General features: G+C 38.1%; 12 protein-coding genes. 2 read left to right on the forward strand and 10 right to left on the reverse strand.

Going from position 1 to position 12,724, the window contains the following annotated elements; translation table 11 throughout:
* The first annotated feature begins 80 nt into the window (after positions 1 to 80).
* Complete coding sequence (locus M899_RS03270; protein ID WP_021270089.1) at positions 81 to 2,033, forward strand: methyl-accepting chemotaxis protein; 1,953 nt, start codon at positions 81 to 83, stop codon at positions 2,031 to 2,033.
* On the opposite strand, the gene M899_RS03275 is transcribed toward M899_RS03270, so the two are convergent.
* From M899_RS03275 to M899_RS03300, 6 genes are read right to left on the reverse strand one after another with little or no spacing between them, the layout of a single operon-like run.
* The gene (locus M899_RS03275) at positions 2,030 to 3,043 is read right to left on the reverse strand and encodes an extracellular catalytic domain type 2 short-chain-length polyhydroxyalkanoate depolymerase (RefSeq protein ID WP_021270125.1); all 1,014 of its coding nucleotides are present in this window, start codon (positions 3,041 to 3,043) and stop codon (positions 2,030 to 2,032) included. The genes M899_RS03270 and M899_RS03275 overlap by 4 nt on opposite strands.
* Before the next feature lie 32 nt (positions 3,044 to 3,075).
* Complete coding sequence (locus tag M899_RS03280; protein WP_021270048.1) at positions 3,076 to 4,551, reverse strand: class I adenylate-forming enzyme family protein; 1,476 nt, start codon at positions 4,549 to 4,551, stop codon at positions 3,076 to 3,078.
* Positions 4,552 to 4,553: 2 nt separating this feature from the next.
* Positions 4,554 to 5,279: an alpha/beta fold hydrolase gene (locus tag M899_RS03285; RefSeq protein WP_021270074.1), complete on the reverse strand. Its 726-nt coding sequence runs from the start codon at positions 5,277 to 5,279 to the stop codon at positions 4,554 to 4,556.
* Positions 5,280 to 5,335: 56 nt separating this feature from the next.
* Positions 5,336 to 6,067, reverse strand: a complete 732-nt coding sequence (locus M899_RS03290) for an SDR family oxidoreductase (RefSeq protein ID WP_021269940.1) — start codon at positions 6,065 to 6,067, stop codon at positions 5,336 to 5,338.
* Between the two features lie 22 nt (positions 6,068 to 6,089).
* A complete protein-coding gene (locus M899_RS03295; RefSeq protein ID WP_021270081.1) occupies positions 6,090 to 7,127 on the reverse strand; it encodes a 3-oxoacyl-ACP synthase in 1,038 nt (345 codons plus the stop codon).
* A complete protein-coding gene (locus tag M899_RS03300) occupies positions 7,105 to 7,923 on the reverse strand; it encodes an alpha/beta fold hydrolase (RefSeq protein ID WP_034727655.1) in 819 nt (272 codons plus the stop codon). Before M899_RS03300 ends, M899_RS03295 begins: the two co-directional genes overlap by 23 nt.
* Before the next feature lie 131 nt (positions 7,924 to 8,054).
* Between M899_RS03300 and M899_RS03305 the strand changes: the two genes are divergently transcribed.
* Positions 8,055 to 8,675: a TetR/AcrR family transcriptional regulator gene (locus M899_RS03305; protein WP_021270009.1), complete on the forward strand. Its 621-nt coding sequence runs from the start codon at positions 8,055 to 8,057 to the stop codon at positions 8,673 to 8,675.
* Here the strand turns inward: M899_RS03305 and M899_RS03310 are convergent.
* The 4 genes from M899_RS03310 to M899_RS03325 all read right to left on the reverse strand — a co-directional run bounded on the left by M899_RS03310 (position 8,623) and on the right by M899_RS03325 (position 12,704).
* Complete coding sequence (locus tag M899_RS03310; RefSeq protein ID WP_034727658.1) at positions 8,623 to 9,042, reverse strand: hypothetical protein; 420 nt, start codon at positions 9,040 to 9,042, stop codon at positions 8,623 to 8,625. The genes M899_RS03305 and M899_RS03310 overlap by 53 nt on opposite strands.
* Positions 9,020 to 9,739: a hypothetical protein gene (locus M899_RS03315; protein ID WP_021270069.1), complete on the reverse strand. Its 720-nt coding sequence runs from the start codon at positions 9,737 to 9,739 to the stop codon at positions 9,020 to 9,022. Before M899_RS03315 ends, M899_RS03310 begins: the two co-directional genes overlap by 23 nt.
* Positions 9,740 to 9,827: 88 nt before the next feature.
* Positions 9,828 to 11,237: a metallopeptidase TldD-related protein gene (locus M899_RS03320; RefSeq protein WP_021269954.1), complete on the reverse strand. Its 1,410-nt coding sequence runs from the start codon at positions 11,235 to 11,237 to the stop codon at positions 9,828 to 9,830.
* A 15-nt stretch (positions 11,238 to 11,252) separates the two neighbouring features.
* Positions 11,253 to 12,704: a TldD/PmbA family protein gene (locus M899_RS03325; RefSeq protein ID WP_021270060.1), complete on the reverse strand. Its 1,452-nt coding sequence runs from the start codon at positions 12,702 to 12,704 to the stop codon at positions 11,253 to 11,255.
* Positions 12,705 to 12,724 lie beyond the last annotated feature (20 nt).

Consider the following 12,724-nt stretch of genomic DNA (forward strand, 5'->3'; position numbering starts at 1 on the left):
AAATTATTGATTTAACACTTATCCGAATACCAAATCCAGACGATAATAAATTAAATGTTTTTATTAAAAAGGATTTGTTCATGGTCTTTGACAAGCGTTCATTGAAGTTTAAGCTTTTATTTTCTGTTATTGGAGGGATCTTTATTCTCTCGGCCCTTATTATTGGAATAGGTGCAAAATACAATAGTGACCTTGCCTATGAAAAGGCCAATGCTGTTGCCGAAGGTAATGCAATTGAAAGTGCTCTTACCATCGAGAGACTTTTTAACGAGACCATGGGTAAAGTGACAACTGTTAGAGAAGTCATGGAAACGAGCTTTAATGGTGAAGAAAAAACAAAGTTTGAAAGATCAGAGATTTTTGCCATGTTACGCTATATCCTCGAGCGTGATCACAGCATGATTGGAAATTATGTTGGACTTGATGAAGGCTCTCTTCACGATAGTGACTCTCTTCACAAGGGAAAACCTGGTCATAGTGATGCAGGAAGATTCATTCCGTATATGACTAAATCTGCAGATGGGACGATTGCTCTTGAAACTCTTAGTGATTTTAGTGGTGATTGGTGGTTGCAACCCAAGAATACTTTGAAAGAAACATTTACAGAACCATTTGTCTATAAAGTACAAGGAGTAGATGTTCTTATGACTTCCCTCACGACTCCAATTCTTAAAGAGGGAAAATTCATTGGACTCTCAGGTGCAGACATTGCCCTTAATAGATTGCAAGAAATCACAGATGCCATCAATATCTACGACAACAAAGGGAAAATGATCCTCATTTCGGCCAAAGGAATGATTGCGGGATATTCTGGTAAAAAAGACTTAGTTGGAAAAATGATTGCTGAAGAAAATAAGTCGTTTGAAAAAACTCTCGCTGACATTGCGGCAAAGAATCAAAAAACATATTTTTTCAAAGATGAAAACAATCTTCAAGTTGTAGCAAAAATACATTTAGGTGAACACAACCCATCTTGGCTGGCCGTTGTTGAAATCCCCTTATCCGTCATTGATCAAGAAGTAAAAGAAAGTATCATCAACCTAGTTCTCATAGGTGTTTTATCGGCCATAATCATTGTTGCTATTGTTTATTTCACTATCAATCAAAGTTACAAGAAACTTATCGCTGTTGAAAATGAACTTGGTGAAGCTGTTAAAGTTACTAATAGAAACTCTAAAAAACTCCAAGAGTCTTCTGAACAAGTGGCCGAATCCGCTACCGAACAAGCAAGCTCTATTCAAGAAACAGTTTCGACACTAGATGAAATCAATGCAATGTCACAAAAAAGTGCGATTGTGGCGCGAGACTCAAGTTCGAGATCTGATGCCAATTTGAGAGTTGCAAGTGAAGGTAAAAAAGCTGTTGAAAATATGATTCGTGTGATTGAAGAAATCCGTGACAGTAACAATGCCGTAATGAATCAGGTCGAAAGATCTAATAATGAATTTCAAAAAATTGTAACGATTATCAATGAGATTTCAAATAAAGCGATGGTTATTAATGAAATCGTATCTCAAACAAAACTTCTAAGTTTTAACGCTTCTGTTGAAGCGGCCAGGGCCGGAGAACATGGAAAAGGTTTTGCAGTGGTTGCTGAAGAAGTTGGAAAGCTTGCAGGTAATTCTGGAGATGCGGCAACACAAATCGGAAGCATGTTGCAAGAAAGTATTGAGACTGTTCAAAAGATTATTAGTGAAACAAGTTCAGAAGTCGCAAAGCTTGTTGAATCCGCAAAAACAAAAGTAGATTCAGGTGTAAGTGTTGCACGTACATGTGGAGAAAGTTTAGATATGGTTTTGGGGAACGTGAATGAGATGACTGGTATGATGGGTGAAATTTCAAAGGCCCAAGATGAACAGGCCATAGGTGTTAGCAATATCACTGATGCCATGAACCAAATCGATGCGGCCATTCACCAAAACTCAACAGTTGCTGAGCAAACAGCAAAATTATCGACAGAACTAACTGAACAAAGTCGTAATTTAGAACACTCATTAAAAGAGCTTAAAAAAGAACTTTACGGTAGAAGCTAGCGCTTAGAAATAACGTCTACCATATCCATAATGGCCTTCATCTGAAGGCCTTTTTTTGTGGCATATTGGCCGCCACTATAGCCCCACCAATCGAAGCAGCCCATTGGGTTATAAGGAAAAAGTGGTGTCTTTGTAATGGCCGGATAAAGAACGATGACATTATTTGACTCGGCCCAATTATTGTAACCAGCATGCCAAATAAAGGCATCTCCAACTGTCTCTGGTGTTTGATCACATCCGTGTAAAGCAACATGTACCGAACAGTTTCCATGGCCCTCTTTACAAGCTTCGGGAATATAAACGTGCCCAGTACTCGCCATCCCTGAGAGCATGTCAGCATAAGGCCTTTGATTGAATGTATGAAGATTATTTCTATTGGCCATTTTAGAAAGAGAAAGTTTGCGGCCAAGAGTTTTTTCTAAAATTTCTTTAGCGAGATCCCTATTACAATTTAAAAGCCATGGCCTATTGTATAAACTAGTCTCTTCGCAAGTTGAACCTTTGTCTAAAGTCACAAAACCGTGGCCTGCTGGAAAAGAAAAATCCGCCTCTAACGTATCAACATCGAAGTGAGTATAAAACTTATCAAGGGCCTCCATAGCTGGAGTTTTAACAACGCGATCAAATTTTCCTGAAAAAAGAAAAACTTTATCATCATTTACATTTTCAAGGGGATCAATTAATCCCGTTGATTCATAGAGTTTTAATGTTTGAATTGAAAATTGAATATCCCCTTCTGACAATTCTCCACTCATGCATTTTGTGAGTCCTTCCCACATTTGATTTTTAGCGCAATAAAAAAGACCACCGGCCACAACAGCAACACCAGAGATATCTTTTGAAAAAGCAAACTGAAGCTGAACGGCCATAAAAGCGCCGGCCGACAGACCTGAGACCGTAATTTTATCAACAGGACTTTTCACAACATTTAGAGGTGTTTCACTATAGGCATGGGCCTTAGTTATTATTAAAAGAACACTCAGGAATATGCGAAGGAAATTCATTTTCATTTTTTAGTCATACCTTTTTAGACAATCATTGTCTAGGCCATATTAGTACAGGCCAACTTCTTTAATTCTTGGCGATTTATTTTTCCATTCGCAAGTAATGGAAATTCCTCTAAACAGACAACTTCATGAGGATGCTTATAACGAGAAAGCTTATCTGATAAGAAATTGCGCATTTCATCTTTTGAAACAGGTGAATTTGCTCTTACAAACGCAACGCCAACTTCGCCCCATCGCTCATCTTTTTTTGAGACAACAACGGCTTCACGAACAAAGGGATGAGTGAGAATTTGTTTTTCAACTTCACCTGGATAAACGTTTTCACCGCCAGAAATATACATATCTTTAATTCGGCCAACGACATAGAAAAAACCTTCTTCATCAAACTGAACAAGGTCTCCCGTCTTAAAATATCCTTCAAAAAGAGAATCATGATATTTATTCTCATCTTTGAAGTAACCACTAAAAACATGAGGGCCGCGAATAAGTAGCTCTCCAGGAGTATGAGCAGTTGTCACGACACCACTTTCATTCATCACCAAAACATCAGAGTGTTTCATGGGACGACCGATTGAACCTTTTTTAGAAATTCCAAATTCTTCAGGTAAATCGAAACAATTAGGACCGACTTCAGTAAGGCCAAATCCTTGCTTGATACCAACACCACATTCTGAAAAGGCCGTGATCACTGATACCGGACAAGCGGCTCCACCACTTAGAAAAAAACGTAGGGAGCTAAAGTCACAAGTTTTGAAACGCGGGTGTTCTAAGAGAAGTTGAAACATCGTTGGAACACCAAAGTAAATTGTAATATGCTTTTTTTCAAAGTAATCGAAAGCGCTATCGACTTCAAATTTTGGTGCGAGATAAGCATGCCCTCCAACGAGAAGCAGAGGGAGTAAAAGAACATTAATACCACCAGTGTGAAAAAATGGTGTCTCAACCACCGTACTATCTGATTCAGTGATCTCCCATGCAGATGTGGTCTCAACTTGATTCGTATAAATCATGCGAGAAGAAAACAACGCGCCTTTTGGCTCACCAGTACTCCCAGAAGTAAAGAGCATGAGCACGGGATTTTCATCAGAGATTTCGTTCGGTAGTGTATCGAAATTTTCTAATACTTCATCTTCAATCGAAAATTCATCAAGATGAATGGGGTTAAAGCGAGAAAGCTCTGAGACGAACATATTCGCAATAAATATCTTGGCCTCAACTTTATTTAATATAACTTCTAACTCACCTACACTAAGTCTAAAATTTAGAGGAACAAAAATCGCTCCAATTTTTGCACAAGCGAGTAAGTAAAGAATGTGTTCGAGTCGATTTGTCGCCAAAAAAGCAACACGATCTCCTGTGCGAACTCCTTGCTTATAAAAAGACTGAGCATATAGATTCACAATATTATTTAGTTCTTGATATGAAAGATCGCGACCAGTGACAGCGTCACTCAGGGCGAGCTTTTCATTAAATCTTTTTGCGTTCTGTTCAATAAAATCAATCCAGGCCATCGTTAATTCCCATAAAACTTTTGAATAAAGGCGTGAACTCTTTTTGCAAATTGGAAAGGATACTCTAACGGTGCACCGTGACCACCACTAAGAAGGGCGTATTCACAATCTTGTCTTTGCAATTGTTGATAAAATTTTTCGTGATAAGAAGCGGGTGTCAAAAGATCTTCATTTCCAACAAGAATTTGTAGCGGAAATTTAATCTCTGAAGGAGAGATCTCTCCACTCATTGCCCCTTCAATTAAACCTAGGGCCACATCACCATCAATTGTGTTGGCCCTTTCACGGTAATACTGAACAAGCTCAGGTCTCTTTTGCACTAAGGTCTCTCCCCAAATCCAAGGAGTGGCCACATCAAAACGAAGTAATCCTCCCCCATTTTTTTGGGCCTCATACCATGAATTGAGCTTAAGTTTCAAAAGTTCAGAAACTGTAAAATAGGTATCACTTACAGAAACGGAGATCACTTTCCCAGGATTACTAATGGCAAATGTCAATGCAACACGACCACCATTACTTAGACCAAAGAAGTGGCACTTCTTGATTTCGTGTTTTTGTAATAATGCTTCGAGATCGTTCACATGATCATTTAATGTATAAGAGTTATCCTTTGCTTTCTCACTTTTCCCAAGTCCTCTTGGGTCATAGCTAAGAATATGATAATGCCCTAAGAGCATCGTCTTAAACTCATTAAAAGAAGAGTGCTCAGCAAATAGACCAGGCACCAAAACAAGCCAAGGTGCCTCATCATTATTTTTGCAGATATCAATATGGGAGAAAATTTCTAACCTAATACTAGGCCCCCATCAACATTGATTGTCGTTCCTGTGATAAACCTAGCATCATCACTAGCAAGAAATGCATAAGCGGCCGCAATTTCTTCTGGCTCACCGATTCTTTTTAATGGTGCTTTTTCATTCATCATGGCAACAACCTTCTCAGGCATCTTGCGAACCATTTCAGTACCGATGAATCCTGGAGCTACGGCATTAACACGAATACCATATTTCCCCAATTCTTTTGAAAGTGTTTTTGTTAGCCCAATAACTGCGGCCTTTGTGGCCACATAATTTGTTTGACCAAAATTACCGTAATGGGCAACTACACTTGCAGCATTTAGGATCGCCCCTTGAATACCATTGTCTTTCATATAAAGTGACGCCATTTGAGAAAGCTTCCAAACGGCCTTTAAATTAACGTCAATAACTTGATCAAATTGTTCATCTGTCATCTTATGAATAGTGGCATCGCGAGTAATACCAGCATTATTAACAAGTACGTCAATCCCTTTATCCATTTCACCTTGAATCATTGCAAGTGAATCTTTGTGAGTTACATTTGCTTGGAGATAAGTCATTCTTTCAGGAAAGAGTTCTTTAAGTTTGGTTTCTTCAATTGGCGGCATATCAATAAGAATTAAGTTAGCACCTTCTTCGTAGAAACGAGTGGCAGTAGCAAGACCAATTCCAGCAGCAGCACCAGTAATAAATACTCTTTTATTCGACAATCCTCTCATCATGTTCTCCTATATAATTATATTAAAATCGTAATTCGTTTTTATCTTCTTCAAAAAATGTATCAGTATCCCAACGAAGTGAAATAGCAGACCATGTATAACCAATTCCAGCACTAGCTAGAACAACATGATCCCCTTTTTTAAGAAGACCTTTTTTCTCAGCAAGTCCAAGGGACAAAACCTGGTCAGGGGCCCCAAAATGGCCGTAATGATCCATATAAATACTTTGTTCGTCTTGTAGCTCTAGTGCACGAACAATCTCATCATGAGCTGATTTTTTCATATGAAGAAGTGATAAGTAATCAATCGGTCTTTCAGGCATTGAGCGTGAAGCGGCCGTTTTAATTACTTTTAAAAAGTTTTCAATTGAACCAGTTGCAAGTCTTTGTCTCATACCTTCTATATCTGGACATGTAAGGTAAGTGTCTTCATCGCTAAGACCATTACGAGATGGTTTTTTCGTACCTCCACCTTTAATAATAACATCTAAACTAAATGCACCATCTGTAATTACACTTGACTCAAGGATAGGATTTTCATCACCTCGCTCAAGAAGCATGGCCGATCCACCATCAGAAAGATTGTATAAGAAACGACTCGTCTCATCTTTGTAATTTACAAGATCACCCGTCTTATGACCACCACATAGAAGAACACGGTTTATAGATGAATCTGTTTGCATAAGAGTCTTAGCAAGCTTCAAACCAAGAACATTAGTAGAACATCGGGCAGCAACATCAAAGGCCCAAGCATTTTTTAGGCCAAGTTCTCTTTGAACATAAATTCCCGCAGACCAAACAGGAAAATCTTTATATTCTGAACCTGTCCAAATGATGAGGTCAATGCTATTTGGATCAATTCCTCTTAGAACTTTTTTGGATGCCTCTATGGCCATATATGAAGGGTGTGTTTCTTTATCAGCACGACACTTTCGAACGATCCCCATTTTTTCACGAACAACAAATTCTGGTATTCCAGATTTTTCAGAAATATAGTGAGAGTCTTCATAACCTTCTGGCAACCATACGGCCGCGCGCTTAAGTGAGATGTTGGTAGTCATCTTTTTCTCCTAATATAAACTGATTCACAATACTGGCCACCTTGTCTGCTCTTTCAAGGAAAAAGTGATGATCAGCACGTTCAATATAAATCAATTGTGAGTTGGGAATTTTCTTATGTAATATTTCGCTGGCCACAGGCGGTACAAAACGATCGCTATCACCAGTTAAAATAAGAACAGGTTTTTCTATTTCATGCAGATTTTGTTCACGTGCTAAAAAAAGATCTACAGCACGCACTTGTTTCAAAACAGCATCAACATCTGGAATATTTGCTAAACGCAATTTTAAAATATGATTAAAAAGATCAGTGCCGAAAAAGTCGGGGTGCACAGTAGCATTTAAAACTGCACTCTCACGCATTTCATCGGGAAATTCTCTTCCTTTTAAAATGGCCTCCTCAGTAATTTTTTGAAGTTTAGGAAAATCTTCTCCACCACTTAAAGAACAGCCAAGAATAAGCGAGAGCACACGATGTGGGGCCATAAGCGTAAGTTCACTGGCAATAAAGCCGCCCATACTGACACCCATTACATGAAACTTTGAAATAGAAAGAGCATTCATTACTTTTAGAACATCACGGGCAAGATCTTTTAAATCAAATTCACCTTCAGAAGGAGCTGATTCACCCATTCCACGGTTATTGATTAGGACAACTTGAAAAGATGAGCTCAATAGATTTTTTAAGAGGTCATAATTCCAATCGCTGCAGCCGAACCCAGAGATACACACCAAGCTGGGCCCATGGCCTTTAACCTTTACAGAAATGCCTTCAATATTCATTTTGTTCCAATTCATGTGAATGCTCTTTCCTCACCAAAAACTAACAGAATTCAAAAAATCTCATTGAATGAGTAATTTTGTCAATATTTTTATACGGGCGTACAATTTTAATTAAACTTCTGTAAAGTTTGTGTTATAAACCTCCCATGAATCTTGAATCTAAAATTTTTGACATTGTGAGTTCAACACCAACAAAGGGTGATTTTAAACGCTTAGAAATCATTGAAGCGGCCATTCAATCTTTTGCACAGCATGGTCTCGAGAAAACAAATTATGAAACTCTCGCAAAAATGATCGGCACTAGAAGGGCCCATGTCGCCTATTATTTCAAGGACAAGGGACTCATCTTCACGAGCTCTGTACGCTACATTCTCGCCGTTTACCAAGAACTCTCTGAACAAAACTTAAAGAAAGCAAAATCCAAACAAGAACGTTTACTTAAATATGTTGAAACAATATTTGACTGGGCCAAAAAATATCCCGAGCAAGTCAGTGTAATGCTGCTTTTATATTATCAATGCAGCGTGAATGAAGAGTATAAAATATTGAATGATGATATACGTGAGCAGGGTTTAAAAAAAATAGAGAGTATTCTCAAAGATGATCTAGATTTCAATAGAGAAGATGCCATTATTTTTGCGAAACAAATTCAAAATCTTCTAAGCGCTTCTATAACGGAGGCCATGACTACGACTCATGCTGATCTGGAAAAAATCAAGAAAGACCTTGTGCACTTTTTAAAATTTCTTCTATCTGCAAAAGCCTAGTAAGATGCTTGGGATCGTTGAAGTCCATTTTCTTGTCCATTGAAAAAAGAAAACGATCCCTTTCGAATGAATAATCAAAAAGCTCTCTAATCTCTAAAAAAGTTGAATGAGAAGAAATATCTTCCTCACCATTTTCAATAACTACACATGCGTAATCGATATCGAAGTCTACAACTTGCTTATAAACCGGATGATGGGGTTCAATGCTTTGATAGAGGCTAATTGTGAAGCGACCTATTTTTTTTCGTAAAAAAAGATCTCCATTGAACATAAGTGTTTGATAGCCACGCTTATGAAGAGCGCCATTATTTGGCAGCTCTTCAAATAGGCGGTCTAAAAAACTCTTAATTTTTTTGAATAACACCATGACCATTAATTGTGAAGATTTCACTTGATTCAATTTCTTTGAATAGTGATTTTGCTTTATAGTCAATCTTCAGCATGGCCCCCGCAACTGGACTGTCAACAGACCCTAAGTTCATAGCGTTAACAAAGGAAACATCCGCGCTAAACTCAAAGCCCCAAGCAACAGAAATATTAGAAGCAACAACCTGAACGTTACCTACGTAACTTCCTTTACCTTCATACTTTCCGCCACCTTGTCCAAGCACAGTGTAATTGAAACCAATAACTTCGGCCCCAAATCCATTTTTATAAGAAACGCGATAAGACTTAGAAACCGGCATATCCCAATCACTCATAGAATAGAATGTAAAGGCAGCATCTTGCCCAGCAACTTCAGGCAGCACATAAATGGGTTTGAAATTGTTCATGCCATTATTGATCACTGGTTTTCCAGCTTTGATAATTGGCCATACTTTTTGTCCAAGAGCAATGAGCTTATCAACAATAGTAATAACAGAACCGATATCACCCGCGATATCTTTGTCATCATAACTATCGAGAGTTTCAATTTCAGTTACAGTGATTTCAGAAATTGAAAAATAATCATTAGTATCAACATTTTGGTAACCTTCGAAAGCAGCTACGTTGAAATCGATTGTTGTTGCGTGCGCCCATGCACTAAAAAAAAGAGTCAGTGTAAGTAGTGTGATTTTTCTCATAATTCCATCCTAAATATTCAAAATCGTGATGGAAAACGGTATCGAAATGCTTCGATACCGTCAACCAAGAAAACCTTACTCTTTTGCTCTATTCTTCAGAAATTTTAGCTGTGCCCGTAATTTGCACATTGTGCACTTTTGTAAATTTAGGGCATGTGATGCTTGAGCTCATGCGATGGCCATATGTTGTGGCCGTATTCACATGAGTAAGTTCTTTTGAAAACCATTCAATATTATTGAAGATATTAAAATAGGAATCATTAAGACGCAGGTTGTAAAGATGGCCTTTAATTTGTCCATCTTCAATAAGAAGAGTTCCAAAACGGCTAGAGCCAGTAAACTCCCCTTTAGCTGCATTGGTTATATTCATATAGTGAATATAGCCAATATAGAGAGTTCTTTCTTTAGTGCTTTTGACAATTTCCATTAGATCACTTGGGCCGTCACCACCCATGACTTTGATTTGGGCCACACTCATATCATTATTCACTTCCATATTGAAGCGATCACAAGTGTCTTTGTCAGAATAGAATAAATTTTGAATTACCCCTTCATTAATAAGTGGGAAATAATCTCTTTTCACACCATTAAGACCGACTTGGCGAGAATAAAGAATATCCGGATCATTGGGATTATCAACAATCGTGACATTGTCTCCGAAAATCTTTGAACCGATTTTATGAAGACCCTTTTTAAGCATCCCCGCTTCATACTCAAAACTCTCACCAGAAAAAGTTAGCCATGAAGTATAATTCACCATCTCTGCAAGAGCGTCACTTGAGAAAATGACATCGTATGGTCCGGCCTCAACATTGAGCCTAGGAGTTTCTTTTTTAATATTGAGAAACATCATAAGTTCATCAATAATTTCTTTTTCATTAAACTCTTTCATCGTCTCACCCATTTTGTGAGATCTAATTTCTTTTTTATCGTCATTCACAAGTTGCAAAACGACTTCGATATTCCAATCACTTCCTAAGAAATAGTGAGCGTGAGTAGAAAGAGTATTGACCACACAATAGGCATTAGCACCAGCACTAAAGGCACCTGAGACATCAACAGAATACTTAGAAAACTTATGAGCAAGATCTTTGAAAAATGAAACAACTCGAGAGGCCTCAAAGTTTACAATTTCGTCATCACACTTATGTACTGATAAATTTCCTTCCTCTGCCACAGGACCCATTGGTCTCATATGGGGAACTTCTGGTAAAAAATCAATCGAAGCATAAAGTTTTTCAACAAATTCTAAAGCAGCTTCAGTGCCATTTTCCAACTGAATACTCATGGAGCCTTCAATCTTCTTTTTACCTTTAAAAAGCTCCACAAAGAGAGTGTCATTTTGTTCACTGACATTAAGTGATACTTGCGATCTCCCAGCACGAATAAGGTGTGAAACTTCTCCTCTATAAGTTAGAGAGCCTTCAATATTTTTTTCTTTTAATTGCCCATTTAATTTTTCCAGGGCCAATTTAATGGATTCAATATTTGTAATCATAGAAATAAACCTTTTTTAATCGCCGACTTGAACGTTAGAAAAAACACAAACAGGAACACCATGACCAAGTCTCATGACTTGATTAGGTTGTCCTTTGCCACAGTTAAAAACAGGAACAAGCTTCCAAGTTTGTTCATTGCCCACATATTTAAGTGCGTTCCAAAACTTTAAACTATCCCCTCGGTAACTTGGGTTTCTTACAACACCTGTAATTTTACCGTTTTTCACACGCCAACCAATCTCGCAGGCGAAGTGAAAATTTTCACGATTTGAGCCAATTGACCAAGAGCGAGGAGCATCCATAATGATCCCATTTTCAACTTTCGAAATAAGCTCATCAAGATTTCCATCTTGGCCAAAATCAACATTGATATTATTCATTCTTTCAATAGGCATACGATTATAACTTTCAGCACGACAAGTCGCCCCTGATTCACTAAAAACTTCTCTACCAGCAACAGCGTTGGCCTCAGTAATCATTTGGCGTGACGTAATCGCATCTTTTAAAATACCATTTTCAATCATAAGAACATTTCTGGCCTTAACACCATCGTCATCATAACCAATACTTCCAGGACTATTTTTGACAGTTCCATCGGCCCTTGCGTTCAATTTCGATGAACCAAACTTCAAAGAACCAAAATGTTTAAGATCAATATGTGAACCGCCCGCATAAGAGAGCTCGTAACCAAGAATGCGGTCAAGCTCTAGCGCGTGACCAATGGTCTCATGAGTTTGCAGGGCCATCATGTCATTTAAAAGAATAAGATCAACAACTTCTTTTTCACAGACAGGGGCATCTAGCACAGCAAGAAGCTCATCTTTAATACGCAAGGCCTGATCAAAGCGATCTGTCATAAAGTTTTCCCAACCACTTGTTCCATTGTGATCAAGGTAGAGAGCATGGGTTCTTCTTTGAGTAAGTCCGTCAGCATCTTTTGCAGAAACAAAAATAGACCCATCTATTTCCATAAGATTTCTTTCAATCTGTGAACCTTCAGTATCTACAATCATCATCTTTCTTTTATAAAAAGAAACGTAGGTCCCCCAAAAATCGAAACGCTCATGTGAAAGTTTATTATCAATACTTAAAAGTCTTTCAACCTTGTCGGCAACGGGAACAGAAAAAGGGTCAATTTCAACTTTTGTATTATAAGTATCTTTAAATATATCTTTTACAGATAGTTGAATTGGAAACTTAACAGCAAGCGATGATGCTCGTGCCTTATCAAGGGCCAATTTTGCACATGAGAGCATACCGTTTTCACTCAAATCTTCAGAGCTTGCAAACCCCCACGCACCATTGAACAAAGCACGAATACCATATCCTTTTTTTGATTCTAGAGTATAGCTTCGAACTGAACCATTTAATGTTGAAATATGCTCGGCCTCATCCACCAAGTGGACGCGAACATCACCATAGCTTGCGCCTTCATGAGTTAAAAAATCTAAAATTGATTGGTACATATATCCTCCCTAGAATGGGA

Source organism: Bacteriovorax sp. BSW11_IV, assembly GCF_000447755.1.
In the GTDB taxonomy this organism is placed as follows: Bacteria; Bdellovibrionota; Bacteriovoracia; order Bacteriovoracales; family Bacteriovoracaceae; genus BSW11-IV.